The organism is Mycolicibacterium austroafricanum, from assembly GCF_902705885.1.
Lineage (GTDB): Bacteria > Actinomycetota > Actinomycetes > Mycobacteriales > Mycobacteriaceae > Mycobacterium > Mycobacterium vanbaalenii_A.
Genome location: NZ_CACSIP010000023.1, coordinates 173530 through 198600 on the forward strand (window position 1 = coordinate 173530; position 25071 = coordinate 198600).

At 68.0% G+C, this 25071-nt stretch carries 30 protein-coding genes and 1 pseudogene; 20 read left to right on the plus strand and 11 right to left on the minus strand.

What is annotated here, in order from left to right; all coding sequences use genetic code 11:
- The first annotated feature begins 3 nt into the window (after positions 1-3).
- The 5 genes from BEMPMBAN_RS16385 to BEMPMBAN_RS16405 are packed head-to-tail and all read left to right on the plus strand — an operon-like array spanning position 4 to position 4523.
- Positions 4-1569 carry an MlaD family protein gene (locus BEMPMBAN_RS16385; protein ID WP_159231849.1) on the plus strand — a complete coding sequence of 522 codons (1566 nt, stop codon included), beginning with the start codon at positions 4-6 and terminating at the stop codon, positions 1567-1569.
- Positions 1539-2174 carry an Rv1363c family protein gene (locus tag BEMPMBAN_RS16390; RefSeq protein ID WP_159231851.1) on the plus strand — a complete coding sequence of 212 codons (636 nt, stop codon included), beginning with the start codon at positions 1539-1541 and terminating at the stop codon, positions 2172-2174. The genes BEMPMBAN_RS16385 and BEMPMBAN_RS16390 overlap by 31 nt, the downstream gene beginning before the upstream one ends.
- Positions 2171-3160, plus strand: a complete 990-nt coding sequence (locus BEMPMBAN_RS16395) for an RDD family protein (protein WP_159231853.1) — start codon at positions 2171-2173, stop codon at positions 3158-3160. The genes BEMPMBAN_RS16390 and BEMPMBAN_RS16395 overlap by 4 nt, the downstream gene beginning before the upstream one ends.
- Positions 3157-3717 (plus strand): Rv1363c family protein, encoded by a 561-nt coding sequence (locus BEMPMBAN_RS16400; protein ID WP_159231855.1) that lies wholly within the window; start codon positions 3157-3159, stop codon positions 3715-3717. Before BEMPMBAN_RS16395 ends, BEMPMBAN_RS16400 begins: the two co-directional genes overlap by 4 nt.
- The gene (locus tag BEMPMBAN_RS16405; protein WP_159231858.1) at positions 3684-4523 is read left to right on the plus strand and encodes a mammalian cell entry protein; all 840 of its coding nucleotides are present in this window, start codon (positions 3684-3686) and stop codon (positions 4521-4523) included. The genes BEMPMBAN_RS16400 and BEMPMBAN_RS16405 overlap by 34 nt, the downstream gene beginning before the upstream one ends.
- A 28-nt stretch (positions 4524-4551) precedes the next feature.
- Here BEMPMBAN_RS16405 and BEMPMBAN_RS16410 read toward each other — a convergent pair whose 3' ends face one another.
- The gene (locus BEMPMBAN_RS16410; RefSeq protein WP_159231860.1) at positions 4552-5406 is read right to left on the minus strand and encodes a helix-turn-helix transcriptional regulator; all 855 of its coding nucleotides are present in this window, start codon (positions 5404-5406) and stop codon (positions 4552-4554) included.
- Positions 5407-5513: 107 nt separating this feature from the next.
- Between BEMPMBAN_RS16410 and BEMPMBAN_RS16415 the strand changes: the two genes are divergently transcribed.
- Entirely contained in the window at positions 5514-6287 is a 774-nt protein-coding gene (locus tag BEMPMBAN_RS16415; RefSeq protein ID WP_159231861.1) for an SDR family oxidoreductase, read from the plus strand.
- A gap of 88 nt (positions 6288-6375) precedes the next feature.
- Here BEMPMBAN_RS16415 and BEMPMBAN_RS16420 read toward each other — a convergent pair whose 3' ends face one another.
- On the minus strand, positions 6376-6567 hold the full coding sequence (locus BEMPMBAN_RS16420) for a hypothetical protein (RefSeq protein WP_200846016.1): 192 nt from the start codon (positions 6565-6567) through the stop codon (positions 6376-6378).
- Between BEMPMBAN_RS16420 and BEMPMBAN_RS16425 the strand changes: the two are divergent.
- The 3 genes and pseudogenes from BEMPMBAN_RS16425 to BEMPMBAN_RS16435 form a co-directional block, all read left to right on the plus strand.
- Positions 6539-6772, plus strand: a pseudogene (locus BEMPMBAN_RS16425) (mesocentin); the annotation flags it as partial. The gene BEMPMBAN_RS16420 and the pseudogene BEMPMBAN_RS16425 sit on opposite strands and share 29 nt — an antisense overlap.
- Positions 6756-7157: a nuclear transport factor 2-like protein gene (locus BEMPMBAN_RS16430; protein WP_337761914.1), complete on the plus strand. Its 402-nt coding sequence runs from the start codon at positions 6756-6758 to the stop codon at positions 7155-7157. The pseudogene BEMPMBAN_RS16425 and the gene BEMPMBAN_RS16430, both read left to right, overlap by 17 nt.
- An 81-nt stretch (positions 7158-7238) precedes the next feature.
- Positions 7239-8027: a fructosamine kinase family protein gene (locus BEMPMBAN_RS16435; protein WP_337761915.1), complete on the plus strand. Its 789-nt coding sequence runs from the start codon at positions 7239-7241 to the stop codon at positions 8025-8027.
- Positions 8028-8106: 79 nt separating this feature from the next.
- On the opposite strand, the gene BEMPMBAN_RS16440 is transcribed toward BEMPMBAN_RS16435, so the two are convergent.
- Positions 8107-9198 (minus strand): phosphodiester glycosidase family protein, encoded by a 1092-nt coding sequence (locus tag BEMPMBAN_RS16440; protein WP_425294982.1) that lies wholly within the window; start codon positions 9196-9198, stop codon positions 8107-8109.
- Between the two features lie 193 nt (positions 9199-9391).
- On the opposite strand from BEMPMBAN_RS16440, the gene BEMPMBAN_RS16445 reads away from it, so the two are divergent.
- Positions 9392-9835 (plus strand): SRPBCC family protein, encoded by a 444-nt coding sequence (locus BEMPMBAN_RS16445; RefSeq protein WP_159231865.1) that lies wholly within the window; start codon positions 9392-9394, stop codon positions 9833-9835.
- Positions 9836-9941: 106 nt separating this feature from the next.
- Here the strand turns inward: BEMPMBAN_RS16445 and BEMPMBAN_RS16450 are convergent, their stop codons facing one another.
- Together BEMPMBAN_RS16450 and BEMPMBAN_RS16455 are read right to left on the minus strand one after the other, a co-directional pair.
- Positions 9942-11270 carry a PQQ-dependent sugar dehydrogenase gene (locus BEMPMBAN_RS16450; protein ID WP_159231867.1) on the minus strand — a complete coding sequence of 443 codons (1329 nt, stop codon included), beginning with the start codon at positions 11268-11270 and terminating at the stop codon, positions 9942-9944.
- A complete protein-coding gene (locus BEMPMBAN_RS16455) occupies positions 11248-12015 on the minus strand; it encodes a pirin family protein (protein WP_159231869.1) in 768 nt (255 codons plus the stop codon). Before BEMPMBAN_RS16455 ends, BEMPMBAN_RS16450 begins: the two co-directional genes overlap by 23 nt.
- Positions 12016-12111: 96 nt before the next feature.
- On the opposite strand from BEMPMBAN_RS16455, the gene BEMPMBAN_RS16460 reads away from it, so the two are divergent.
- A complete protein-coding gene (locus tag BEMPMBAN_RS16460; RefSeq protein ID WP_159231871.1) occupies positions 12112-12549 on the plus strand; it encodes a MarR family winged helix-turn-helix transcriptional regulator in 438 nt (145 codons plus the stop codon).
- A gap of 9 nt (positions 12550-12558) precedes the next feature.
- Here BEMPMBAN_RS16460 and BEMPMBAN_RS16465 read toward each other — a convergent pair whose 3' ends face one another.
- Positions 12559-13581: a sigma-70 family RNA polymerase sigma factor gene (locus BEMPMBAN_RS16465; protein ID WP_159231874.1), complete on the minus strand. Its 1023-nt coding sequence runs from the start codon at positions 13579-13581 to the stop codon at positions 12559-12561.
- Between the two features lie 64 nt (positions 13582-13645).
- On the opposite strand from BEMPMBAN_RS16465, the gene BEMPMBAN_RS16470 reads away from it, so the two are divergent.
- Genes BEMPMBAN_RS16470 through BEMPMBAN_RS16490 form a run of 5 tightly spaced genes read left to right on the plus strand, consistent with a single transcriptional unit; the run spans position 13646 to position 17691 of the window.
- The gene (locus BEMPMBAN_RS16470; protein ID WP_159231877.1) at positions 13646-14485 is read left to right on the plus strand and encodes an alpha/beta hydrolase; all 840 of its coding nucleotides are present in this window, start codon (positions 13646-13648) and stop codon (positions 14483-14485) included.
- Between the two features lie 35 nt (positions 14486-14520).
- Complete coding sequence (locus tag BEMPMBAN_RS16475; protein ID WP_159231878.1) at positions 14521-15477, plus strand: alpha/beta hydrolase family protein; 957 nt, start codon at positions 14521-14523, stop codon at positions 15475-15477.
- Positions 15478-15507: 30 nt separating this feature from the next.
- Positions 15508-16440: an NADP-dependent oxidoreductase gene (locus BEMPMBAN_RS16480; RefSeq protein ID WP_159231881.1), complete on the plus strand. Its 933-nt coding sequence runs from the start codon at positions 15508-15510 to the stop codon at positions 16438-16440.
- 10 nt (positions 16441-16450) lie between these two features.
- Complete coding sequence (locus BEMPMBAN_RS16485; RefSeq protein WP_159231882.1) at positions 16451-17203, plus strand: DUF2786 domain-containing protein; 753 nt, start codon at positions 16451-16453, stop codon at positions 17201-17203.
- On the plus strand, positions 17200-17691 hold the full coding sequence (locus BEMPMBAN_RS16490; RefSeq protein ID WP_159231885.1) for a TIGR04338 family metallohydrolase: 492 nt from the start codon (positions 17200-17202) through the stop codon (positions 17689-17691). The genes BEMPMBAN_RS16485 and BEMPMBAN_RS16490 overlap by 4 nt, the downstream gene beginning before the upstream one ends.
- A 10-nt stretch (positions 17692-17701) precedes the next feature.
- Here the strand turns inward: BEMPMBAN_RS16490 and BEMPMBAN_RS16495 are convergent, their stop codons facing one another.
- Positions 17702-17923, minus strand: coding sequence for a hypothetical protein (locus tag BEMPMBAN_RS16495; RefSeq protein ID WP_159231886.1), 222 nt, complete (start codon positions 17921-17923; stop codon positions 17702-17704).
- Positions 17924-18014: 91 nt separating this feature from the next.
- On the opposite strand from BEMPMBAN_RS16495, the gene BEMPMBAN_RS16500 reads away from it, so the two are divergent.
- The 3 genes from BEMPMBAN_RS16500 to BEMPMBAN_RS16510 all read left to right on the plus strand — a co-directional run bounded on the left by BEMPMBAN_RS16500 (position 18015) and on the right by BEMPMBAN_RS16510 (position 20478).
- The gene (locus tag BEMPMBAN_RS16500) at positions 18015-18677 is read left to right on the plus strand and encodes an O-methyltransferase (protein ID WP_159231889.1); all 663 of its coding nucleotides are present in this window, start codon (positions 18015-18017) and stop codon (positions 18675-18677) included.
- 84 nt (positions 18678-18761) lie between these two features.
- Positions 18762-20060 carry a sensor domain-containing phosphodiesterase gene (locus BEMPMBAN_RS16505; RefSeq protein ID WP_159231890.1) on the plus strand — a complete coding sequence of 433 codons (1299 nt, stop codon included), beginning with the start codon at positions 18762-18764 and terminating at the stop codon, positions 20058-20060.
- Between the two features lie 43 nt (positions 20061-20103).
- Positions 20104-20478, plus strand: a complete 375-nt coding sequence (locus tag BEMPMBAN_RS16510; protein WP_159232112.1) for an SRPBCC family protein — start codon at positions 20104-20106, stop codon at positions 20476-20478.
- Positions 20479-20495: 17 nt separating this feature from the next.
- On the opposite strand, the gene BEMPMBAN_RS16515 is transcribed toward BEMPMBAN_RS16510, so the two are convergent.
- The 4 genes from BEMPMBAN_RS16515 to ilvD form a co-directional block, all read right to left on the minus strand.
- The gene (locus BEMPMBAN_RS16515) at positions 20496-21257 is read right to left on the minus strand and encodes a MerR family transcriptional regulator (RefSeq protein WP_159232114.1); all 762 of its coding nucleotides are present in this window, start codon (positions 21255-21257) and stop codon (positions 20496-20498) included.
- Positions 21258-21329: 72 nt separating this feature from the next.
- Complete coding sequence (locus BEMPMBAN_RS16520) at positions 21330-22022, minus strand: chymotrypsin family serine protease (RefSeq protein ID WP_159231892.1); 693 nt, start codon at positions 22020-22022, stop codon at positions 21330-21332.
- A gap of 14 nt (positions 22023-22036) precedes the next feature.
- Positions 22037-22498 (minus strand): hypothetical protein, encoded by a 462-nt coding sequence (locus tag BEMPMBAN_RS16525; protein ID WP_234897511.1) that lies wholly within the window; start codon positions 22496-22498, stop codon positions 22037-22039.
- An 85-nt stretch (positions 22499-22583) separates the two neighbouring features.
- A complete protein-coding gene (gene ilvD / locus BEMPMBAN_RS16530) occupies positions 22584-24344 on the minus strand; it encodes a dihydroxy-acid dehydratase (RefSeq protein WP_159231893.1) in 1761 nt (586 codons plus the stop codon).
- 79 nt (positions 24345-24423) lie between these two features.
- Between ilvD and BEMPMBAN_RS16535 the strand changes: the two genes are divergently transcribed.
- Entirely contained in the window at positions 24424-25071 is a 648-nt protein-coding gene (locus BEMPMBAN_RS16535; protein ID WP_159231895.1) for a DUF305 domain-containing protein, read from the plus strand.

Sequence of the window (25071 nt, forward strand, 5' to 3'; positions counted from 1 at the left end):
GCAGTGCTGACGAGGTTCATCAAGATCCAGCTGGTGCTGTTCACCATCCTGACCGTGGTTGCGCTGGCCGTGCTCGGTCTGTACTACCTGCGGTTGCCGAGCCTGGCCGGGGTCGGCCAGTACACGCTGCACGCCGAACTGCCTCGGTCGGCCGGTCTGTACGAGACCGCGAACGTCACCTACCGGGGCAGCCAGATCGGCAAGGTGACTGCGGTCGAACCGACCGAACGCGGCGCCAGGGCCACGATGAGCATCAGCGAGGAATACAAGATCCCGCTGGATGCGTCGGCCAACGTCCACTCGGTCTCGGCGATCGGTGAGCAGTACCTCGATCTGGTACCCCAGGCCGAGAACCCGACGCAGTTCTTCAGCCCGGGGCAGACCATCACCAAGAGTTCGGTGCCCGCCGAGGTCGGCCCGACGCTCGACGCGGCCAACGACGGCCTCGCGGTGCTGCCGAAGGAGAAGATCGACTCGTTGCTCACCGAGACGTCTTTGGCGGTCGGCGGATTGGGCCCGGCCCTGCAGCGGCTCGTGGACTCGACGACGAACATCGCCGAGGGATTCCAGGAGAACCTGCCTGCGGTCAACGACATCATCAACAACGCGGCGCCGATCCTGGAGAGTCAGGTGACCTCCGGTGACGCCATCGAACAGTGGTCACGCAACCTGAACGTCATCGCGTCGCAGGCCGCCGAACAGGACGCGGCGCTGCGCAGCGGCCTGCAGCAGGCCGCTCCGACGCTGGACCAGGTCTCGGCGGTGTTCAGCGACGTGCAGGACTCGCTACCGCAGACGCTGGCGAACCTGTCGGTCGTCATCGACATGCTCAAGCGCTACAACAAGGGCCTCGAACAGGCGCTGGTGGTGCTTCCGCAAGGGGCCTCGATCGCCCAGGCGGGCACGATCTTCGAGAACGAGGGGCTGCTGCACTTCGGTCTGTCCATCAACCTGCCGCCGCCGTGCCTGACCGGCTTCCTCCCGGCCTCGGAGTGGCGGTCCCCGGCCGACACCAGCATGGCGCCGCTCCCGTCGGGCACATACTGCAAGATCCCGAAGGACTACCAGGGCAACGCCGTTCGCGGCGCCCGCAACTACCCGTGTGCCGATGTGCCGGGCAAGCGGGCAGCCAGCCCCAGGGAGTGCCTCAGCGACGAGCCGTACGTGCCGCTGGGAACCAACCCCTGGTACGGCGACCCGAACCAGATCCTGTCCTGCCCGGCGCCCGGCGCCCGCTGCGACCAGGCAGTGGAACCGGGCCGGGTGATCCCGGCCCCGTCGGTGAACAACGGGATGAACCCGCTGCCTGCCGACATGCTGCCGCCACCGGAGTCCGCGGCCCCGATCAGCGACCCGTTGAGCCCACCCGGCTCGGGTACCGTGAGCTGCAGCGGCCAACAACCCAACCCGTGCATCTACACTCCGGCACAGGGACCACCCGGCAGCACTGCGGCCTACAGCCCGAGCAGCGGTGAAGTGATCGGTCCGGACGGTGTCAGATACAACGTGGGCACCTCGAGCAACCCAGGAGACGACGGATGGAAGGAGATGCTGGCGCCAGCCGGCTGAACCCCACGGAAGAGTCGTCCGCGGCATCCCCGGAACACCAGCCCGACCCGACACCCCAGGAAGCAGCGACGGACGACGTCGTCTCCGACACCGACACCCGGCGCCCCACGCGGCTGGGGATCGGCTGGGGCGCGGGTATCTGTGCGGTGCTGGTGCTGCTCGCCGCCGCCGCGATAGCGGGTGGTTACTTCGCTCTGCGCGCCAACGACCGCGCCGAGGCGCTTGCGCGTTCGGACTCGGCGGCACTGGAGGCCGCCAAGGACTGTGTGGCGGCCACCCAGGCGCCGGACACCGCGGCCATGACCGCCAGCCAGTCGAAGATCCTCGAGTGCTCGACCGGTGATTTCGGCGTCCAAGCCGGGCTCTTCAGCAGCGTGATCGCCGAGGCCTACGAAGCGGCCAACGCCACGGTCGCGGTGGATGAGCTGCGGGCGGCCGTGGAGCGTCACAACGACGACGGATCGATCAACGTGCTGGTCGCGGTGCGCGTGCGGATCTCCAACGCCGAAGCCGCCGACCAGCAGGTCGGATACCGGTTGCGCGCGACGATGGCCTACGACGAGGGCCAGTACCGCATCGCCAAGCTGGATCAGGTCACCTCGTGACGGCCGTCGTCGACTGTGCTGTGCAGGCGCGCTCCGACACACCCGTGTCGGAGCTGGCGACGTGGCCGGCCCGAGCCGGTGCGCTCGCGGTGGACGTGCTGCCCGGCGCCGGCGTCGTCGCGACGATGGCCCTGTTGGCACTGACCGCCCCCGCGGACAGCGGGCTGTGGTGGCTGTTCACCGGCGTCGGCGCGGTGACGTTGTTCGTGATGGCACTGAACCGACTGGTCCTGCCGCACGCCGTCGGCTGGACACTGGGCCGTGCGCTGTTCGGCATCGCCGTCGTCCGCAGCTCCGGTGAACCGCTCGGGGTGTGGCGGTTGACGGCCCGCGAGCTGGCGCATCTGCTGGACACGCTGGCGCTGTTCGTCGGGTGGTTGTGGCCGCTGTGGGACCGGCGCCGCCGGACGTTCGCCGACCTGCTGGCCAAGACCGAGGTGCACCGGGTGGCCGGTCCGCGGCGCAACATGCGTCAGCTGGTGGCGGGGGTGCTGATCGCGGCCGCGGTGCTGTGCACGGCCGGGGCAGCTCTGGGTTACGCCCTGCTCTACCGGCAGGAGCGCGCGGTGGACGCGGCACGAGTGCAGGTCGCCCAGCAGGGGCCCCGGATCGTGGAGCAGATGCTCAGTTACGGCGCCGACACGCTGGCAGAGGACTTCGAGCGGGCGCGGACCCTGACCACCGACGACTATCGGCCGCAGCTGATGGCGCAGCAGCAGGTGGTGCAGGACGCCGCGCAGGCGGGTGAAGCGACCACAAACGAATACTGGACGGTCAACAGCGTGGTGCTGACCGATCCTCCCGCGACGCCGACGCAGGCGTCGATGCTGCTGGCGATGCAGGGGCAGCGAGGTGTCAACCCCAATGATCTCAAGTTCATCACCGCCACGGTGCGGGTGAACTTCGAGAAGTCCCCGGACGGGCAGTGGCGGGTGGACAACCTGACCGTGCTGAAGCAACCCCAGATGAGTCAGGCCGGCCAGTGAGCCCGCGGCGCCGGTACGACGACTCCTACGACGGCTCCGTCGACTACTTCGTCGTCACCCCGAAACCGCCTCGCCGGTGGGGTCTTCCGCTGGTGGCCACGCTGGCGGCGCTGCTGGTGGTGGCGGCGATCACCGCCACCACCCTGATGCTGATCCGGCACGAGGCAGACCGTCGGGCAGAGTTGCGAGACGCGGCAGCGCTCGGGTACGCGCGGGAGTTCATGACCATGTACATGACTCTTGACCCGTTCAACGCCAACGCTTACGCCGACCGCGTGCTCGCGCAGGCCACCGGTGAGTTCGGACAGATGTTCAAGGAGCGGCAGAACGAGATCCTGGTCCAGGTGGCCCGTTCCGAGCCGTCCACCGCGACCGTGCTGGAAGCCGGCGTGCAACGGTGGAATGACGACGGTAGTGCCGAAGTGCTGCTCGCGACGAAGGTCACCTCGACCACACCGGACGGAAAGTCGACGATCGAGAGCGGAAGTCGCTGGGTCGCAACGGCTATCAAGGAAGGACAGCAGTGGAAGATCAGCAACCTGATTCAGGTGATCTGACCACCGAAGACGGTGCCGTGCCCGACGCCGACAGCGCCGGGGAGGCCGCCGACGCCTCCGGGAAGCAGCCCGAGGGCTCGGCGAGAACCCCTGTCGGCAAGGCTGCCCGGACCCCCAAAGCTCCGACTGCGCAGCCGGATTCGGTGGAGACGGAGGATTCAGCGGATTCGGACACCGACGAAGCCGCGGACACCGACGAAGCCGCGGACACCGGCGAAGCTGGGGACGTCAATGAGGCCGAAGCGGTCACGCTGGTCCCGCACCGGCCCGCAGGCAAGCGGCTGAAGATTGCAGCGGTCGCGGCGTCGGTGTTGTTCGTCGGGGCAGGCGGGTTCGCGGGAGCCATGGTGCAGCCCTACCTGACCGAGCGTGCGCTCGTGGAGACGAAACTCGACATCGCCAGGACCGCGGCCAATGCGATCACCACACTGTGGACGTACACCCCCGAGGACATGGGCACGCTCGCCGACCGCGCGTCCCGGTACCTCGCTGGTGATTTCGCCAACGACTATCGCACCTACATCGACGCCATCGTCGAGCCCAACAAACAGGCGCAGGTCACCAACACCACCGAGGTGATGGGGGCGGCGGTGGAAAGCGTCTCCTCGCCGGGTTCTGCGGGCGGGCCCCCCAGTGAGGCCACCGCGATCGTCTACACCAATTCGGTGGCCACCAGCCCGGTGACCAAGAACATCCCGTCGCTGCGGTACCTGTCCTACCGGCTGACGATGCAGCGCGACGGTGCTCAGTGGATGATCACCCGGATGTCGACGGTGACGTCGTTCGACCTGACACCGCAGCTGTGATCGCCCCGGGAAGTCGAGAGTCGCTGTCCTAGAGGTTGTTTCGATAGGTGGTCGGGCTGACGCCGACCCGTTGCTTGAACGTCGTAGCGAAGTGGCTGGGGGTGGAGAAGCCGACACTGCAGCTGATCTCAGTGATGCTGGCCGCAGTCGCGAGTAGCAGCGTCTTGGCCCGCTGGATGCGCTGTTCGATCAGGTATTGGTGCGGGGTCGTTCCGAAGGCCGCCGAGAAGGCGGGCAGAAAGCCGCGGGCTGTCATCCCCACCGTGGCGGCCAGTTCGTCGAGGTCGATGCGGCTGTCCAGTTCCGAATGCAGGTAGTCGATCACGATCTGTTGCGCTCGCCGATCGAGCTCCCGCCCGGCGATCCCGGCCGGTGAGCGCCGGGGATTTGTTGCGTAGTAGTCGGCGATGTGCAACTGAATGGTCTCGGCGAGCGACTGCCGAAGCAAGGTCGCCGGGGCGCCGTCCTGGGGGATCTGACCGGCGAGGCGTTCCACCAGGCGGTGCAACAGGGTGTCCTGATGTCCGACCCGCGGAGCCAACCCGCGATCACCCAAAACCGAGGTGGGCATGACGATCTCGCAGAAACCGACCATGGCGCCCTGGGCCAGCGCCGCGTAGCGATGTTCTGCGGGAATGACCCACACATCGCCGACGCGGGGTAGGCACTGGCCCGACGGCCCACTTTCGAAATCGATGTCCATCGACTTGAGATGACCCCGCCGGTGAATCACGAACAGGTGGTGCGGCTCCTGGAAGCACCAGTCGGTGGGGGCGGTGACCCTTTCAGCGACGAATCGGAAATCCAGGCCCTGGAGTTGCATGCCGCGCGCGGCCACCACCGAGCGTTCGCTGAGGGGGCGTTGTCCGTCCCACACCGCCATATAGCCATCCCTCCTCGCGTGGCTTTTCGACAGTGGTCCAGTTTTTCGAAGGTCCCTGATTATCGCCTCAAGATATCGTCCGGCCGCAAATCGAGGGAAGAGAGACGATGACCGAGAACACCATCACCAGCAAAAATGTCCTGATTGCCGGCGGGGCCAAGAATCTGGGCGGACTGATCTCACGCGATCTGGCCGAACAGGGCGCCCGCGCCATCGCGGTGCATTACAACAGCGAATCCACCCGTCAGGCAGCTGAGGAAACGGCGTCGGCCATCGAGCAGGCCGGCGCGACCGCCCACCTGCTGCAGGCCGACCTCACCACCGCCGCGGCAGTGCGCAAACTGTTCGCAGATGCCAAGACCGCAATGGGGTCGATCGACATCGCGATCAACACCACCGGCATGGTGATCAAGAAGCCCTTGTCGGAGATCACCGAAGAGGACTACGACACGATCTTCGCGATCAACTCCAAGACGGCATTGTTCTTCATCCAACAGTCGGGTGAACACCTGGCCGATCGCGGGAAGCTGCTCACCGTAGTGACCTCGTTGCTCTCCGCCTACACCGGCCTGTACTCGATCTATGCCGGGTCAAAAGCACCCGTCGAGCACTTCACCCGTGCGGCGTCGAAAGAGTATGGAGAACGGGGGATCTCGGTCACCGCGGTGGCGCCGGGGCCCATGGAGACGCCGTTCTTCTACGGTCAGGAAACCAAGGAATCCGCTGAGTACAACCAGAATGCCGCCGATCTGTCGAAGTTCACCGAAACCGGCCTGACCGACCCGCGGGACATCGTGTCCCTGGTGCGGTTCCTGGTCGGTGAGGGCTGGTGGATCACCGGACAAACCATCCTCGCCAACGGCGGTTACACCACGCGGTGATGGTGAGCATCCACAACGGCAGAGCGACAGTGGGCAAGCGGGCGCCGGGTGATGGCAACGCCGCTCCCAACTCACCCAAGGAGATGATCTAGATGAGCAAACGGATTGCGCTGGTCCTCGCTGCTGCCATGTGCATGGTGGTCCCAGCGTGCAACCAGCCGACCGCCCCCAGTCCAACCCCGACGGTCATCGTCACCGACACCACCGTGCCGCCGGCTCCAGCGCCGTCCTCTGCCGTGCCCAGCACCGTGCCGCCGGCAGCCGACGGTTCGACAGGCAATGACGTTTCACCGGAATACTGCGCAACAAATCAAGATCCAGCCTGCCCGGTCGGCTCCTTTGTCGGACCCGATGCTATTCCCAATCCCAACGGTGACGGGTCATTTGTGCCCTGTGAGGGAACGATCTGCACCAACCCCAACTACGGTGCGAATACCGACACACCCGAGACGGGCGAGCCCGATCCGAGTGACGAGACATCGTGACCACCATCAGCCGGACGGCCGCCTCGGCCGGGTGGTCGATGCTCGCGCCGAATCGATGACCCCGGCGCTGGCCCCGCAGGTCCGCGCCCTGATCGACGCTGCCAACCTTGGTGATACCGAGGCGTTCCTCGCAGCGTTCGCTCCGTACCGAGGGATCGTCGACGATTGGGGACGCAAGTTCCATGGATCCGATGAGATTCAACGCTGGAGCGACGCTGAGTTCATCGGGAAAGGCGTGTCGCTGAAGGTGGTTCATTTCTACTGCACCGATGACGCCGAGGTCGTCGTCATCACTGAGGTCGGTGGTGACGGCTTCAACGGACCCAGCACTTTCACATTCCGCCTCGCCGCGAACAAAGTCAGCGAGATGCGTATTACCGCCTGAGGGGTGCGGTGCAGCGCAACTGTTTCCCTGAGGCGTATCGGCCACAAGCCGAGCGGTGCCGACGCTGAGTCCGTCGGAGTCGTGGTCCGTAGTGTCGACCACGTGGATTTCGTCAAGCACAATGCGGCGGCACCGCTCGGCTTCTTCGCCTGTGAAGCCGCGGGTCTGCAGTGGCTCTCCGCCGCTGCCGACGGCGTGCCGTGCGCGCGGGTGCTGCGCGTCGACGAACGCTCCCTGACGCTGGAGCGGCTGGCGGCCGCCGGCCCAGAGCGATCGTCGGCGCACGAGTTCGGCGCGCAGTTGGCCCGCACCCACGACGCCGGCGCCGCCGGCTTCGGCGCACCGCCCGCGGGCTGGTCGGGGCCGGGATTCTTCGGACCCTTGCAGCAGCCGCTACCGATGGCCTACAGCTGTGAGGACTCCTGGGGAGCGTTCTATGCGGCGCACCGGTTGACGCCGATGGCCGAACGCGCGGCGCCGCTGCTGGACACTGCCACCGTCGCCGCCGTCGCCGCCGTCGTCGACCGCTGTGCCGCAGGTGTTTTCGACGACGACGACCCGCCGTGTCGGCTCCACGGGGATCTGTGGAGCGGCAACGTGATGTGGACCCCGCGCGGAGTGGTGCTGATCGATCCGGCCGCGCACGGTGGGCACCGTGAGACCGACCTGGCCATGCTGGCATTGTTCGGGTGCCCGCATCTGGAGGCGGTGCTCGACGGGTATCAGTCGCAGCGCCCGTTGCGCGCCGGTTGGCGCGACCGCATCGGGCTGCACCAGCTCTATCCGTTGCTTGCGCACGTCGCGCTGTTCGGCGCGGGTTACGCCGCGCAGACGCGGGCCGCCGCCGAATCCGCCCTGCGAGCGACCTGAACCCCCCGCCGGAACGGTATTCCAGCAGGGCTTTTGGCGGGATTCGCGTGCTGGAATACCGTTCCGGCGGGGTGGGGTGTCAGTTGAAGCCGAGCCAGGCGGGCTGCGCGCGTTCGCGCGAATCGCACAGCACCGCCATGGTGTCGCACGAGCCGCGGGGCGCGCCGGCGCCGGCCCACATGCCGCCGGTGTCGCGCCGCAGCACGATCGCCGAGGATCCGCCGCCGTCGAGCAGCACGGCCGTGTCGCTGCCCACCCCGCGGAACAGATCCTGGATCTGGTCGGGGGTGTAGCTGCCTCCCTGGAACACGTACATCTCGTCGCGGTCCCGGGCGTAGGCGATCGCGGTACGCGCCGCGCTCGGCCCCGGGTCGTTGAGCTGGCCGGTGTCCCCGGGTGCCAGCAGGCCCAGACCGGCGACGGCGACGAACCGCGTGCCCTTGTCGAGCAGATCGGTGATGACCGGGGTGGCGGCGTCGTAGTCGTCGGTACTGCGCGGCGACACCACGAACGGCGCCCCCGCGACCGGCATGATCATCGTCGACAGCGCCGTCCAGGTCTCGTTACCACCCGACAAGCCCTGCTTTCCGGCATAGGCGAGGGTGCCGGTCACCGCGGTGTTGGTGCGCCCCAGGCCCCGGGTGTTGTCGACGTAGGCACCCAGCGGTGAACTGCATCCGGTCGTCTTCCACGACCCGCCCTGCTGGCCGCGCACGTCGAAGAAGTTGGCGTTGATCGCGATCGTCGGCTGTCCGAGCGCCTGCCACGCCTGCAGCGGCGGGTAGATCTCCGAGGCCTGCCAGAGGCCCTCGGCGGTGCGTGCGCGGGGATCGCGTTCGCAGCGGGCCTGGTAGCCAGTGTGGGAATCGGTGAGCAGTCGCGGGGCGAGCCGCTGCGACGCGGCCTTGATGATCATCAGCCGGCCGCCGTTGTTCATCTCGTACCAGTTGCCGGCGGCGTTGAGCATCGGTGCGGGGTGTCCGCTGCCGAAGTTGTAGACGAGGTAGGAGCCGCGGGTGTTGGCGATCGCGCCCGCAAGCAACTCACGCGCCCCGGCGGCTGCGGCGACCGGCGCGCTCCCCGCGGCCGCGAGCGCGACCGCGACCAGCATCGCGGCGACGGTCCTGGCGCCTGCGGTGAAGGGCCGTGAGTTTGCGACGGGAGTCCTCACCAGCGGCTCCTATCGGCAGATGAGTGACAGACAGATCGAGCAAGTCAACAATAATCCCAGTAGACACACTGTCAACTTTGGTCACAGCGGCATCACGGACCGGTCGCGACGGGGTCGCTACGTCGTTTGCTGGAACCGGCGAACGTCACAATTGACCACGGGTCGGCCTGCGCCGAATGGGTAACCCGTAGGCATGCCTTCTGTGACGCGAAAGTTCACCGTCAGCCCGCCGCCGGGAGTCGTGATCGACTATCTGAAGGACTTCGGCAACTCCGAGCAGTGGGATGCCGGCACCAAGAGCTGTGAGCGTGTCGGCACCGGACCCGTTGCCGAGGGGGCCTACTGGCACAACGTGTCGAAGATGCTCGGCGTCACCGCGGAGTTGACATACAAACTCGCCGAGCTCACCGACCACAAGGTGGTCTTCGTCGGCGAGAACAAGTCGTCGAGCTCGGTCGACGCCATCACCGTCGAAGCCGCCGGGGCAGGCTCGGCGATCACCTACGACGCCGAACTGGAAATGTACGGCGCGGCCAAGCTACTCAGCCCGGTGATGAAGCGGGCGTTCGTGAAACGTGCCGGGGACACCGAGAAGAAGATGACGACCGTGCTCAACCAGCTGACGGAATCGGCCTGATCGGGCGGCCGCAGGGGTCCCGCTTCGGACATCCACCTTTTGCAGGAAAAGTGCGAGTGATCGTGTGCAAAACGTGGATGTGTCGGTTCGACGCCCGACGATGTGCCTAACCGGGCGGCGCGAGCCGGTAGATGGCGTCGGCGTCGTCGTCGGTGATGTACACCGCTCCGTCAGGGCCGGCGACCGCGGCCACCGGCCGCCCCCAGCGGGATCCGTCCTGGTCCTGGAAACCGCCGACCAGGGTCTGCTGGTTGCCCATCTCGCCGTCGCGCCACGGGTAGAACGACACCTCCGGCGGGCGCGGCGGCTGCCGGTTCCACGATCCGTGGATGCCGACGAGCGCGCCGGACGCATACGGTTCGGGAAGCCCGCCATCAACGAAGCTCAGGCCCAGCGGCGCCGAGTGTGCCCCGAAGCTCTGTTCCACCGGCGGCAGGGACGCGCAATCCATCTGGTTTCCGTCGGGATTGGTCTGCACGTCCCGGATGAACGGCAGATCCGCCGGCCCGCCATCCGAATTGCAGTAGGGCCAGCCCAGTTCACGGCCGGGCGTCAGTTCGGCGAACTGCTCGGGCGGATGATCGTCGACGTACTCCTGGATGACCTGGCCGTACTGCGGTCCGGGCTCGGGGAACGCGACGTTGTCCCGGCCGTTGACCGCCGTCCACACCGCGCCGTCCGGCGCGACCGCGAGCCCGGTGCCGTTGCGGACGCCGGTGGCGAACGGTGTGGCCGGCCCGCCGCCGGGCGGCACCCGCATGATCGTCGCCCGGGGTGGGTCGGCGGTGCGGTCCGCTGCCGAGATGTTGCCTGTCGAGCCGATCGAGAAGTAGACCGCGCCGTCGGCGCCGACCGCGACGCTCTTCAGCACATGCGAGTAAGCGCCCCGCAACTCCGGGCTGCGATCGTCGGGAAGACCGCCCGCGATGACCCGCGGGTTGACCGCCGATCCTGCGGCGTAGTCGTAGGCGTCGACCTGATCGCTTTGTGCCACATAAAGAGTCGATCCGGCGAAGGCCAGGCCGTGTGGCTGGTCGAGGCCGTCGAGGAGCACCGATTCCTCGGGCGCCCCGTCCGCCGACGGGACGAACCGCAGCACCCTGCCTGCGCTGGGAACCGACACCAGCAGTTCGCCGTCGGGGGTCCAGGTCGCCAGCCGCGGTTTGTCGGTGCGCGCCCACACCGACAACGTCCACCCCTGCGGGATGAGCGCCTCACGCGGTTCGTCGAACGGTGCGTCGGCACGATCGGCAGCGACCTGCACCGGCACCGCGGCCAACTCGGTGGCCGGCGGCGGGGGAGATGTGGGTGTTTCGCTGGGTACAGGTGAAGCGGGTGAGGTGGCCTGCGGGGCCGGCGCCTCGGTGCACCCCGCGAGCAGCACCACGCCCAGCAGCGCTGCTCCAGTTCGGTTATGCCGCAGCCAGGCTCGCATGCATCTCCCAGACGAGGATCTCCGACGGCTCGGTGGCGGTGATGCGCTGGCCTCCGGTGGCGGTGAACCGCACCGCATCCCCCTCGTGCAGCGGGCCTGCGCCCTCGAGTGCGACCTCACCCCTGGGCACGAACAGGTGCAGATACGGAGCCTCGGGTAGCTCGACGCTCTGCCCCGGCTGCAGGCGGGCGCCGTGCAGTGCGGCGTAGCGGTTGTGGATTGTGATCGCCGCGGCGTCACGGTGCTCGGGCATGCCTGAGGCGATCGGCACCAGCCGGCCCTGCAACAGCTCGTCGTCGATCTCGAGTTGCTGGTACCCCGGGGTGATTGCCGATTCATCGGGCACCACCCACATCTGAACGAAATGCACAGGGTCGCTGTGGGATTGCTGGCCGGTAAGCGTCCAGGAGTCGTTCTTCTCCGAGTGCAGGATCCCCTTGCCCGCGGACATCCGCTGCGCCAGTCCCGGGTAGATGACGCCCGAATGGCCGGTGGAGTCCTGGTGGACCAGCGAACCGCGCATCACCCAGGTGACGATCTCCATGTCGCGATGTGGGTGGGTGTCGAACCCGGCACCCGGTTTCACCACGTCGTCGTTGTTGACCAAAAGCAAGCCGTGATGGGTGTTCTCGGGCTCATAGTGGCTGCCGAACGAGAACGAGTGCTTGGAATCCAGCCAGGCGATCTGGGTCTTCGCGCGGTCATCGGCGCGTCGGATATCGACGCTGCTGGCGGCACTGGTCATCACGGGTCACTCCTCGGGAGTCTTTGTCAGCCTAGGCGGCGGGCCTGCAGCCGACAACATGTATGACACGTCATGTATTCCGGGTAGGGTGGTTCGATGGAGTGGCTCAGCGACGAGCAGCAGCGCATCTGGCGCAACTACCTGGCGATGACGAGCAGGTTGCAGACCGCCATGCATCGTCAACTGCAGCGGGACTGCGAGCTCTCGCTGTCCGACTACGACGTCCTGGTCGCGCTGTCGGAACGCGGTCCGATGCGGATCAACGAGCTCGGCGATCTGATCGGCTGGGAACAGAGCCGGGTTTCCCATCAGCTGCGACGGATGCGCGGGCGCGGTCTGCTGTACCGCGAAGGCGACGGCGACGACCGCCGGGGCGCCACGGTGACCCTCAGCGAGGCGGGCCGGTCGGCGCTCGAGGCCGCCGCCCCCGGGCACGTGGAGCTGGTGCGCAGTGTGATGTTCGACGGTCTGTCCGCCGCGCAGCTGCGTGCCCTCGGCTCCGTCATCGACGCGGTGCTCGCCCGGATCCGCTGATGCGCGGTGCTACAACGTGGCCGGCAGCCCGAACTTCTCGAACAGCCCGTCCTCCTTGAAGGCCACCACATGGGCGATGCCGCCATGCCGGACGTCGAGCACGTGCAGCTGGAACGCCTCGTGGGTTCCGGTGCCGGGGTTGAGCAGGTACAGCGCCGCCGCCGGCTGACCGTTGGCGGTGATGGCGCGAAACCGCATGTCGCCGGCCTTCTCGGCGGGGCAGTGGGTCCGCGACAGCGTGATGATGTTGTGCGGACCCTGGTACCAACCGTCGAACGGCGGCATCTCCCACACGGCGTCGGCGGTGAACAGCTCGGCCAACTTGTCCATGTCGTAGGTCTCGAACGCGGAGATGAACTTGGCGAGCAGATCCGAGGCCTCCGGGGAGTCCGGCGGGACGAGCTGGTCTTCGCGGCTCGGTTGCACCTCGTCGAGCTGAGCCCGGGCCCGCTGCAGCAGACTGTTGACCGCCGCGGTGGACACACCGATGGCGGCCCCGACCTCGGCAGCCTTCCACTGCAACACCTCACGCAGGATCAGCACGGCGCGCTGCCGTGGTGACAGGTGCTGCAGCGCCGCCACGAACGCCAGCCGGACTGACTCCCGGGATTCGGCGATCACCGACGGATCCGAGGGGTCCTCCCGCGGGCTGTCCGGCAGCGGCTCCAGCCACGGGATCTCGTGATGTTCGGCAATGTCGGCGGTGGGGTCGCCGGCGGGAGCCCCCAGACCGGTCGGCAGGGGCCGCCGCTTGCGCCCGTCCAGCGCCGTCAAGCACGTATTGGTGGCGATGCGGTACAGCCACGTCCGCACCGAGGATTTGCCCTCGAACCCTTTGTACGACTTCCAGGCACGTAGGTACGTTTCCTGGACCAGATCCTCGGCGTCGTGCAGGGATCCCGTCATCCGGTAGCAGTGGGCGAGCAACTCCCGCCGGTACCGCTGCGCATCGGCGAGAAACGCGTCCTCGGCGCCGGCATCATCGAGGGCCAACACAGTCACGGACTTCAGCTTACGCAGGGGTCCCGACAAGAACGGCCGAGAACGGCGCGGTCGCGAACGGAGGAAGTCCGCTCCGGCCCGATAGTCTCCGTGGATGCCCGTGACCCACAGCGAACGCAGTTTCGACGGCATCGGCGGTGTCCGGATCGTCTATGACGTCTGGNCNCCCGACCCGCCCGCCCGCGGNGTGGTTGTCCTCGCCCATGGCTACGCCGAACACGCCCGCCGCTACGACCACGTCGCGGCGCGGTTCGCGGAGGCCGGCCTGATCACCTACGCGCTGGATCACCGCGGACACGGCCGGTCCGGCGGCAAGCGGGTGTATCTGCGGGACATCTCCGAGTACACCGGCGACTTCCACACCCTCGTCGGCATCGCCGCCGCCGAGCACCCCGACCTGCCCCGCATCGTGGTGGGCCACAGCATGGGCGGCGGCATCGTCTTCACCTACGGTGCCGAGCATCCCGGCGACTACACCGCCATGGTGCTGTCCGGACCCGCCGTCGACGCGCAGGCGTCGGTGTCACCCGTGATGGTGCGGGTGGCCAAGGTCCTGGGCAGGCTGGCACCCGGGGTGCCGGTCGAGGAGCTGCCCGCCGACGCCGTCTCCCGCGACCCGGCGGTGGTCGCCGCCTACGAGTCGGATCCGCTGGTGTACCACGGCAAACTGCCCGCCGGTATCGCCCGGGCGCTGATCGGCGTCGGCGAGACGATGCCGCAACGGGCGAGCGCCATCACCGCGCCGCTGCTGGTGGTGCACGGCGAGCAGGACAGGCTGATCCCGGTGCAGGGGAGCCGTCGCCTGATCGAATGTGTGGGCTCCACCGACGTGCATCTGAAGGTCTATCCGGAGCTCTACCACGAGGTGTTCAACGAGCCCGAACAGGCGCTGGTACTCGACGACGTCACCGCCTGGATCGGGGCGAAGCTGTGAAATTCCTTGTTGCTGTTGCTCTTTCATTGGCGGTCATGTTAGTAGGGTGCTCATCGTCGGACGTCGAGCAGCAGCCCACCTGGGTGGACGAGGAGGTGACGTTCGACGCCGATGGACTGACCCTGCACGGCACCTACCGGCACCGCTCCGAGGACTCGCCCGACGCGGCGGCGCTGCTGATCTCCGAGAGCGGAAACACCGACCGCAACGGTGACAACCAGGTCGCGGGGCCGATCGGCAACATGCGTCAACTGGCGGAGCTGCTGTCCGAGCGCGGGGTGGCCAGCCTGCGTTATGACAAGGTGGGCACCGGCAGGACGGGGTTGGGGCCGTTCGCGCAGAACCCGCAGGATGTCGGCAGCGCCGTGTACACCGCCGGCGCGCAAGCCGCGTTCGGGTTCCTCGCCGAGCGCCCCGCCAGCGACCCGGCGCGGCTGTCGGTGTACGCGTTGGGTGAGGGCACGCTCCACGCCATGGCGCTGGCCGGCGAAGTGGCGCCCGGCGCGCCGAAGGTGCACTCTCTCGGCCTGTTCCAGCCGCTGCCGGGACGGTATCTCGACATCATCACCAACCGGGTCACGGCAGACGGCTCACCGGAGACGGTGGCCGCGTGGCGGGCCGCGGTCGAGCAGATCCGCACCGAGGGCACGGTGCCGGACACGCTGCCCGACGGCCTGGGCTCGATCGTGAACGCGGGCAACGTCAAGGCTGTCGTGGAGGCCGACAAGATCGACCCACTGGCGCTGGCGGCCGCGGTGCCCGACGGTACCCCGGTGCTGCTCACCTGTTCGGACGCCGACAGCCAGGCCCGCTGCGAAGCCGTCCAGCCGCTCGTCGAGGCGCTGCAGCACACTGCGTTGACGGTCGTCGAACTCGAGGGCGTCAGTCACGTGCTGCGCGACGATCCGACCGACAGCATCGCCAACTACGCCAGACAGGATCCGCTTTCGCCGCAACTGGTGGCCGCGCTGGACGGGTTCGTCGGGAAGTAGTTCGCGTCGGGCACGGTTACACTCGCCGTGATGACCAGAACGGTGGTGGCCCAGGCCTACGGCGGGCCCGAAGTCCTTGCGATAGAGGACATCGAGCTTCCCGCTCCGGGGGACGGCCAGGTCCTCGTCGACGTCTGCGCCGCGGGCACCAACCCGATCGACTTCAAGCTGTACAGCGGCGCCATGGGCGATGATCCTGCGGCGCTTCCGATGCCGGTGGGTATGGAGGTGGCGGGAGTCGTCGCGGCCGTCGGTCCCGGCGCGCACGGCTACACCGGCCCGTTGTCGGTCGGGGACGAGGTGATCGCCACCAACGTCCGCGGCGGCTACTCCGAGCAGGTCGTCGTCGCGGGCGGCGACGTCGGGCACAAGCCCGCCGGGCTGAGCTTCGAGGAGGCGGCCGGTTTGATCCTCGCCGGTGCCACCGCCTGGCACCTGTTGATGAAAACGGATGTGGGGACGGGCGATACCGTGCTGATCCACGCCGCCGGCGGCGGAGTCGGCCTGATGGCGGTGCAGTTGGCCGCCGCCAGGGGTGCCCGGGTGATCGCGACCGCGAGCGCCGCCAGGCACGACGAGCTGCGCGGATACGGCGCCCACCCGGTCGCCTACGGCCCCGGGCTGGCCGATCGGGTACGTGCCATCGGAACCGTGGACGCCGCCCTGGACCTGGTGGGCACCGACGAGGCGCTCGACACGTCGATCGAACTGGTCGCCGACCGTGCCCGGATCGCCACGATCGCCGGATTCGGCCGCGCCGGTGAGCTGGGCATCGCGGCGCTGACCGGCGCGGACGGTGGCCAGGAGATCCGCAACGCCGCCCGCCCGGAACTGATCAAGCTCGCGGACGAAGGCAGGCTGGAAGTGACGGTGGACAAGGTGTTTTCGCTCGGCGAGGCGGCCGAGGCGCACCGCTACCTGCAGGCCGGCCACACCCGCGGAAAAGTCGTACTGGTCCCCTAGCCTCGCGATCATGAGTACCGACGACAAGATGCTGGGCCGGATCGCGGCGCTGCTGCGCCAGGCCGAGGGCACCGACAACCAACACGAGGCCGATGCCTTCATGGCGGCCGCGCAACGGCTGGCCACCGCGGCCTCGATCGACCTGGCCGTGGCCCGGTCCCACGCGGACAAGCGCACGACTGCGCAGACACCGGTGCAGCGCACCATCACCATCGGCGAGCCCGGTGCCCGCGGGCTGCGCACCTACGTGCAACTGTTCGTGGTGATCGCGATGGCCAACGACGTCAAGTGCGACATCGCCTCCAATTCGACGTTCGTCTACGCCTACGGCTTCGCCGAGGACATCGACGCCAGCCACGCGCTCTACACCAGCCTGGTCATGCAGATGGTCCGGGCGTCGAAGGATTACATCTCCTCGGGAGCCCATCGTCCGACACCGACGATCACCGCTCGGATCAACTTCCAACTCGCCTTCGGAGCCAGGGTCGGCCAGCGGTTGGCCGAGGCGCGTCAGCAGGCGCAGCAGGAAGCGACGCACGGGCCCGCCAGCGTGGCGGGCACCGCGATCGCGTTGCGCAACAAGGATCTCGAGCTCAAGGACTACTACCGTCAGGCCTCCCGGGCCCGCGGAACATGGCGCGCGACGAGCGCGACGGCGGGCTACTCGTCGGCGGCCCGACGGGCGGGGGACCGGGCCGGCCGCCGGGCCAGGCTGGGTGGCGGCTCCGAGTTGGCGGGCGCTCGCTCGGCGCTGGAGAGGTGAGTCGCGACTCCCAGCGCGCAAAGGTCTACGCCGCAGAGGAATTCGTTCGCACACTGTTCGACCGCAGTGCCGAGCACGGCGATCCGGTGGTGGAGTTCTTCGGCACCCGACTGACGCTGCCGCCGGAGGCGCGGTTCGGGTCGGCCGAAGCCGTGCAACGCTACGTCGACGAGGTGCTGGCGCATCCGGCGGTGCTCGAGCGGTGGCCCGCGCCCGCACCGCTGCGGGTTCGGCCGCGCCGAGGTGCCACCGCGGCGCACTACGAACGGGTGGGTGACCACGCGGCGATCGCGGTGCCCCAGGGCAGGGCCGCCTGGGCGCTACGGGAACTGGTGGTGCTGCACGAGATCGCGCACCACCTCACGGAATCAGACCCCCCGCACGGGCCGGAGTTCGTGGTGACGTTCGGTGAGCTCGCCGCGACGGTGATGGGACCCGAGGTCGCCTATGTGCTGCGGGTCGTCTATGCCAAAGAAGGGGTGCGCTGATCGGCCGGGCTCAGGGGCTGGAGGGGCTCGAGGGCGCCGACGGTATGTACGGCTCGGAGGGCGCCGACGCGGACGATGCCCGATTGGCGCGAAGCTTCAGCGCCACCGTCGCCCCCGCGACCAGCGCCGTGCCGACCAGCGTGGGCCACAGCAGTGCCTGGAACAGCGCGACACGGTGTTGTACACGGATGGTCTTGCGCGCGGCGGCACGACCTCGACTCGTCAGGCTCATCGGTGTCACCTTTCCTGGGTTGCTGCGGGCAGGTACCCCGGTGCTCCGGATGGGAAACACCGGCCACCGGGGCCGCGGTAACGTCGCAGCCGTGACTACGCCCGACTGGGTCCTGCTCGACGAGTTGTTCACCCGTGTCCTGCACACCGAGGACGACGCGATGCGGGCCGCCAGAGACTCTGCGGAAGCCGAAGGCATGCCGCCCATCGAGGTCTCCGCGCAGCACGCCAAGCTGCTGTCGCTGCTGGTGAGCATCGCCGGTGCCCGTCGGGTGCTCGAGATCGGCACCCTGGCCGGCTACAGCACCATCGCGCTGGCCCGCGCTGTCGGCGCCGACGGCGCCGTCGTCTCGCTGGAGTACGAGGCCGCCCACGCCGACCTGGCCCGGCGCAACCTCGAACGCGCCGAGGTCGCCGACCGGGTCGAGGTGATCGTCGGCGCCGCGCTGGATACGTTGCCGACCCTGCAGCAGCGCGGCGACACGTTCGACCTGGTGTTCATCGACGCCGACAAGGAGAACAACGTCGCCTACGTCCAGTGGGCGATCACCCTCGGCAGGCCGGGCACAGTCATCGTGGTCGACAACATCGCGCGCAACGGCAGGGTGCTGGACCCCGAACCCGCCGATCGGCAGGCGCAGGCCATCCGCGACATGCTCGACATGATGGGCGCACACCCGAGGCTGGACACCGCGGCCATTCAGACGGTCGGCGCCAAGAACTGGGACGGCTTCGCGGTGGCGGTCGTCAGGTAGTGGCCGCATGAGTCGGACAGAGTCGATCGGTGCGGCTGTCGGGACCAGGCCACCACACATCGTGCAACGCGGGAGGCAAACCCCATGACCGACGTTCTCGACGAGGCGGCCGCGGGCAAAGGGATCGTGCCGACGTTCCAAGTTGTCGTTTCGCTGCCCACCGAGACACCGGTCGGCTGCGAGGCGTTGGCGCGCTGGCCGTCTCTGGAGGGGCACACGACCGCCGATGTCTTCGCACACGCCGAGCGCAACGCAACACTGAATCTGCTCGACCGGGAGTGCATTCGGTCGGCCGTGGCAGGTGCGCTCGCGGGGGGCTGCAAAGCGGGAAAGCTGCTGTTCATCAATTGTGAACCCACCACCGTCGCCACCGATCTGTTCGCCGACAGGAGGCTGACCGAGGCGCTCGAGTCGTTCCGCCTGGTGTTCGAGCTCACCGAGCGCGGGCTGCTGAGCAACCCCAGGGGGCTACTCCGCAAGGTCGCCGATCTGCGGTCCCGGGGCATCGTCATCGCCCTCGACGATGTCGGTGCGCATGCTGACTCGCTGGCACTGCTCGACATCGTGAATCCCGATATCGTCAAACTCGATCTGAAGTTGGTTCAGCGGCAGCCGGATTGGCTGCAGACCCGCACCGTGGCAGCGATCATGGCGTATGCCGAGCGGACCGATGCGACGATCCTCGCCGAGGGCATCGAGACAGAAGAGCACTTGGAGCAGGCGCTGGCCTACGGTGCCACCCTGGGCCAGGGCTATCGGTTCGGCCGTCCCGGTGAGTCGACCATCGAACCGGGTGACCGTCCCTGGCAGGGCTGGCGCACCCGCTCGTCAGCGCCCGCGGGTGTTACGTCCTTCGATGGTGCGACAGTGGAATTGCCGAGTCGTGTGGTCCGCCGACGGACGCTCCTCCAGCTGTCGCGCCATATCGAGCGTGTCGCCGTCTCCGCCGAGAGCCCGCCGATCCTCCTGGCGACACTGCAGCAGTACCGCAACTTCCACGGCGACACCCGCACCATCTATGCGGATCTGGCTGAAAGAGCGCCGCTTGTCGTCATTTTCGGCCAGGACGTACCCGCTGACCCGGGCGCCGGCATCAGAGGAGTGTGTCTGGACGCCGACGATCCGCTCGCGCTGGACTGGACGATTCTCGTGCTCGGTCCCGACACCACCGCGGGGTTGATCGCCCGAGAGCGGGACCCTGCTCCGCGCACCGGCACGGCCAACAACGACCGCCGCTTCGACACCGTCATCACATTCGATCGTGCCCGCGTCGCCGCAGCCGCGCGAAGTCTGCTCGACCGGTTGCCCGACGGTTCCGGGGGCGGCAGGCGCGACCGGGCCCCGGGCTTGTTGGGCGACCGCGAGCGGCCGGGTGCTCCGTGACGGTTTCCGCATGTGGACAGCGCGTTTCGGGTATCCACCGGTGATGTGGACAGTGGACAGACAGATCGGGGCATCCGCGGACGTGGTGTGGCGCATCCTCGTCGACCTCGACGCGTGGCCGCAGTGGGGCCCGACCGTCGCCGGCGCCCAACTCGACGGCTCCGGTTTCGAGCTGGGGGCCACCGGCCGGGTTTGGACGCCGGTCGGGGTGCCGCTGCCCTTCGTCATCTCTGACCTCGACCCCGGCCGGAGCTGGGGATGGCGGGTCGCCGGGGTTCCGGCCACCCAGCACGGCGTCGAACCCGCCGACAACGGCTGCCGGGCCTGGATGAGCGCGCCGGTGTGGGCTCCGGCCTACCTGCCGGTGCTGGCGATCGCGTTGCAGCGCATCGAGCGGATCGCCCTCAGCGCGGCCTGACGGCACTGCCGAACACGTCAGTGCTCAGCGCGGTCCGCGTTCGCGTGGATCGCGTCGCGGCAGTACGCCGCGAGACCCGGCAGCCCGAACGACTCGTCGTAGGTGGCGACGTATCTGGGGTCGCTCACGTACATGTCGCCCAAGTTGCGGTGGAAGGCCGGCGGGCAGTCGTAGAACCAGCGGTCCACATGAAGCCGGTGTTGCTCTGCGGCGTTCATCGCCTCTTCGGAGTCGGCCGGGAGCCCAGCGCGGAAGGCGTCGGACAGGGCCTTCTCGACCGCCTCTCCCTCGGCCTTGAGCTGGACCCATTGCTCCTTGCTGTAGGACTTCGTCCTGCGCTGCGATTCCTTCCATTCTGCGGTCTCGCCCCACTTCTGCTCGGCCTCGGCCTGGTAGTCGTCGAAGCTGTCACCGAAGAGTTCACGCATGTCGTCGTCGGTCATAGGGGTGTTCGTCATTGCCTTCTCCAATGCCTGATCGATTGCCTCGACGAGACCCTGCATCTCGTCGAGCCGGGACATGACGCGTTCGCGCTGCCGAATCAGGTGGCTGACCTCGTCGCCCTCGGCCAACAGGCTCGCTATCTCGTCGAGAGGCAACTCGAGCCTGCGGTAGACGATGACCTGCGACAGTCGAGTCAGGTCCGTCGGCGTGTACACCCGATAACCCGAGGTCGAACGCCGACTCGGGGTCAGCAACCCGATGTCGTCATAGTGGTGAAGCGTCCGGACCGTGATGCCGAAGCGCTCCGCGACTTCGCCCACCGTGAGTTCGTCCACCTGCATCTCCTGCGTCACATCGATCAGGCTGATGCCTCACGTCGCGTGAGGGTCAAGTCCTCATGCCCGAACTCAATCCCAGTTCGTGAGCTCCCATTGGGCCATGACCGGCGCGACCAGCGTGGCGTGGACGATTCGACCGAACACGTCGTCGCTGTGGGCGAACAGGATGCCGACGGCGGCGACGGTGCCATCAGCCTGGCGGGCGTACACCGGCGCGCCGGAGTCGCCGAGGTCGTCCCAGGCGCGGAAGGACACCTGGGTGTCGGTGACCGCGGTGACCGGGCCACAGGACACCCCCGTGCGCGCACCCGACTTGCACAGCTGCGGCTGCTCGCGACGAATGTCCTCGGCGCTCATCACCCGCGACACGCGCATCGCATCCACCTGGCTCACCAGCGGAACCGAGCTGGCTGCGAGATCCACCAGATCGATGTCACGCACGCCGGGGATCACCTCCCACCGCACGTAGTGCCCGATCACCCGATCGCCCGACGGCGTCCGCTGCAGCACGGTGTCGTTGATCGGGTCCCTGTCGCAGTGCCCCGCGGTGAGCATTGCCGGTGTTCCGCCAGCGGTACGGACGGTGAACCCGGCGGTGCATTGGTAGGGCTGTCCGTTGTCGGCGAGGCTCGTGCTCACCAGATACGCCCCGGGGCTCGCCACGGGGTACTCGCCCCACGCGTGGGCTGCCGGGGTCGAAGCGACCGTGAGCGCGGCGAGGGCAGCGGCTGCGCCACCGGTGATTCCGAGTCGGTTCCGCATTCGTTCGTCGTACCCTAGGTGTCCCCTGGTGGCGTCACACCCCAGATGGCACCGGCCTGTACGGGGTTGACGCGCATTCCGTGACCGCCGACGTCATAGGTGATCAGAGTCCGGAGGTCCTGGGTGGTGACCGTCCAGCCATTCGAGTGGTAGGTCTGCCCGGCGCCCAGTACGACATCTTCGGATGCGGGGCCGGGAATCGTGCCCGCCATGAAGAAGAACTCTCCGCTGCCCCGCACCGCGGCGAGATTGAGCGGCGCCTGCGACACGGCGAACGGGGTGCCGTCTGTCCTCCCGCAGATGGCCATCGGGCGGCCACCTTCCCCGTACGCCTCGGAACTGAACAGACACCGGATCTGCCCGTCCTGGACGCGGATGGTCCGATCACCCTCGGCGGCGACCGCCAGCGGAGCCGACGGACAGGCGCCGAGGACGACCAGCGCCGCCGACGCTCCGGCAACAACACGACCAATCATGAAATCTCCACCGGATGAGCCAACTCCAAGAGGCGATGTTCTCACGTTCCCGTTGGGCGCACGGACGTAACGGTCGGACTGCCCCTCAGCTGCAGACGGCGCCCACCGCGGCCGAGCCGACCAGCTTCGTGTACTTGGCCAGCACGCCGGTCTTGTACACCGGCGGCAGCGGTTCGAAGCCCGCCTTGCGGGACTCGAATTCGTCGACGTCGACGAGCACGTCCAACGTGCCCTTGCCGACATCGAGTCGGATGCGGTCGCCGTCCCGCACGAAGGCGATCGGACCGCCGTCCACCGCCTCGGGGGCGACGTGCCCGACGCACAGCCCGGTCGTCCCACCGGAGAACCGGCCGTCGGTCATCAGCAGCACGTCCTTGCCCAGGCCCGCGCCCTTGATCGCGCCGGTGATGGCGAGCATCTCCCGCATCCCCGGGCCGCCCTTGGGGCCCTCGTAGCGGATGACGACCACGTCGCCGTGCGTGATCGTGCCGTCCTCCAGGGCGTCCAGGGCCGCCCGTTCACGCTCGAAAACCCTTGCGGTGCCCTCGAAGACGTCGGAGTCGAAGCCCGCCGACTTCACCACCGCGCCCTCGGGCGCCAGCGATCCGTGCAGGATCGTGATACCGCCGGTGGGGTGGATCGGATTGTTCATCGCCCGCAGCACCTTGCCGTCCGGGTCCGGCGGCTCGATGTGGGCGAGGTTCTCCGCCATCGTCTGGCCCGTCACCGTCAGGCAATCCCCGTGCAGCAGACCGGCATCCAGCAGCGCCTTCATCACCACGGGCACGCCGCCGATCTCGTCGACGTGTTTCATCACGTACGCCCCGAACGGTTTGACGTCGGCCAGGTGCGGCACCCGCTGCCCGACGCGGGTGAAATCCTCCAGGGACAGCTTGACGTTCGCCTCCCAGGCGATGGCCAGCAGATGCAGCACGGCGTTGGTGGAACCGCCGAACGCCATGACGACCGCGATGGCGTTCTCGAACGCCTCCTTGGTCAGGATGTCGCGGGCGGTGATGCCCCGGCGCAGCATCTCGACCACGGCCTCACCGGATCTGCGTGCGTACTCTTCGCGCCGCTTGTCGATCGCCACCGGGGATGCGCTGCCCGGCAACGACATCCCCAGAGCCTCGGCCGCCGAGGCCATCGTGTTGGCGGTGTACATGCCGCCGCAGGCCCCCTCGCCCGGACAGATGGCGCGCTCGATGATGTCGACGTCCTCCCGCGACATCAGCCCGCGCGAACACGCCCCGACCGCCTCGAAGGCGTCGATGATCGTGACTTCCTTCTCGCTGCCGTCGGTGAGTTTGGCGACGCCCGGCATGATCGAACCGTTGTAGAAGAACACCGAGGCCAGGTCGAGGCGGGCCGCGGCCATCAGCATGCCCGGGATCGACTTGTCGCATCCGGCCAGCAGCACCGTGCCGTCGAGGCGTTCGGCCTGCACCACCGTCTCGACGCTGTCGGCGATCACCTCTCGCGAGACGAGGGAGAAGTGCATGCCTTCGTGGCCCATCGAAATGCCGTCGGACACCGAGATGGTGCCGAACTCCAGCGGATAGCCGCCGCCGGCGTGAACGCCGCCTTTGACCGCCTGCGCCAGCCGCTGCAGCGACATGTTGCACGGCGTGATCTCGTTCCACGACGATCCGACGCCGATCTGCGGTTTGACCCAGTCGTCGTCGGTCATGCCGACCGCTCGGAGCATGCCGCGGGCGGCTGTTCTTTCGAGGCCGTCGGTGACGTCGCGGCTGCGAGGTTTTATGTCGGGCGCCGATGAGCCGCTTGCGCGAAGAGCATCGGAATCCGCCCGACGGGCGGCTTCACTGTCGGGACCTGAGGGCATACGCCCAAGTATGCCCCCGGGTAATTCCCCCGGCCAAACCGATATGAATACCCCCTCGGGGTACAAGTAAGCTGGTCACATGCGTTCGATCCCCACCCGCCTGTCGGCCGCGTTCGCGGCGGTGCTCGCGGCGTTCCTCCTGGCGGCATGCGGCGGCTCGGCCGATTCGGCCGGCGACGGTGCGGGGCCCGAAATCCCCGAGACGCCGGTGATCACCGGCGAGCCCGCAGGTTACAACGCCGACGATGTCTCGTTCGCCACCAACATGGTCACCCACCACAAGCAGGCCATCGACCTGTCGAAGCTGGTCCCCGAGCGTTCCGAGAACCCCGAACTGGCAGCACTGGCAAATCAGATCGCCGCGGTGCAGCAACCCGAGATCAACATCATGAACGTGTTCCTGGTGCAGTGGAACGAGAACCCCGAGGCCGCCAGTGACACCGGGGAGGACGGCAGCGCGGAGGGCCATGCCGGACACGGCCAGCCCATGCAGGGCATGGTCGACGACGCGACGATGACGAAGTTGGAGTCGCTGCGCGGTACGGAGTTCGACAGACTTTGGCTGGAGTCGATGATCAGCCACCACCAGGGCGCCGTCGAGATGGCCAAGGCCGAGATCGCCCACGGCAAGAACGTCGACGCCATCGCCATGGCCAAGACGATGGTGGCGACGCAGGAGGCCGAGATCGTGCAGATGAAACAGATGCTGGAGGGCGGCAGGCCGTGA

What these genes read in the sequence shown, in the direction of transcription:
- BEMPMBAN_RS16415 (WP_159231861.1), top strand. Translation starts at nt 5,514, where the DNA reads ATGACCGAGAACACCATCACCAGCAAAAATGTCCTGATTGCCGGCGGG.
- BEMPMBAN_RS16410 (WP_159231860.1), bottom strand. Translation starts at nt 5,406, where the DNA reads ATGGCGGTGTGGGACGGACAACGCCCCCTCAGCGAACGCTCGGTGGTG.
- BEMPMBAN_RS16445 (WP_159231865.1), top strand. Translation starts at nt 9,392, where the DNA reads ATGCCTTCTGTGACGCGAAAGTTCACCGTCAGCCCGCCGCCGGGAGTC.
- BEMPMBAN_RS16460 (WP_159231871.1), top strand. Translation starts at nt 12,112, where the DNA reads ATGGAGTGGCTCAGCGACGAGCAGCAGCGCATCTGGCGCAACTACCTG.
- BEMPMBAN_RS16480 (WP_159231881.1), top strand. Translation starts at nt 15,508, where the DNA reads ATGACCAGAACGGTGGTGGCCCAGGCCTACGGCGGGCCCGAAGTCCTT.
- BEMPMBAN_RS16485 (WP_159231882.1), top strand. Translation starts at nt 16,451, where the DNA reads ATGAGTACCGACGACAAGATGCTGGGCCGGATCGCGGCGCTGCTGCGC.
- BEMPMBAN_RS16475 (WP_159231878.1), top strand. Translation starts at nt 14,521, where the DNA reads ATGTTAGTAGGGTGCTCATCGTCGGACGTCGAGCAGCAGCCCACCTGG.
- BEMPMBAN_RS16450 (WP_159231867.1), bottom strand. Translation starts at nt 11,270, where the DNA reads ATGCGAGCCTGGCTGCGGCATAACCGAACTGGAGCAGCGCTGCTGGGC.
- BEMPMBAN_RS16520 (WP_159231892.1), bottom strand. Translation starts at nt 22,022, where the DNA reads ATGCGGAACCGACTCGGAATCACCGGTGGCGCAGCCGCTGCCCTCGCC.
- BEMPMBAN_RS16525 (WP_234897511.1), bottom strand. Translation starts at nt 22,498, where the DNA reads ATGATTGGTCGTGTTGTTGCCGGAGCGTCGGCGGCGCTGGTCGTCCTC.
- BEMPMBAN_RS16505 (WP_159231890.1), top strand. Translation starts at nt 18,762, where the DNA reads ATGACCGACGTTCTCGACGAGGCGGCCGCGGGCAAAGGGATCGTGCCG.
- BEMPMBAN_RS16390 (WP_159231851.1), top strand. Translation starts at nt 1,539, where the DNA reads ATGGAAGGAGATGCTGGCGCCAGCCGGCTGAACCCCACGGAAGAGTCG.
- BEMPMBAN_RS16510 (WP_159232112.1), top strand. Translation starts at nt 20,104, where the DNA reads ATGTGGACAGTGGACAGACAGATCGGGGCATCCGCGGACGTGGTGTGG.
- BEMPMBAN_RS16535 (WP_159231895.1), top strand. Translation starts at nt 24,424, where the DNA reads ATGCGTTCGATCCCCACCCGCCTGTCGGCCGCGTTCGCGGCGGTGCTC.
- ilvD (WP_159231893.1), bottom strand. Translation starts at nt 24,344, where the DNA reads ATGCCCTCAGGTCCCGACAGTGAAGCCGCCCGTCGGGCGGATTCCGAT.
- BEMPMBAN_RS16455 (WP_159231869.1), bottom strand. Translation starts at nt 12,015, where the DNA reads ATGACCAGTGCCGCCAGCAGCGTCGATATCCGACGCGCCGATGACCGC.
- BEMPMBAN_RS16495 (WP_159231886.1), bottom strand. Translation starts at nt 17,923, where the DNA reads ATGAGCCTGACGAGTCGAGGTCGTGCCGCCGCGCGCAAGACCATCCGT.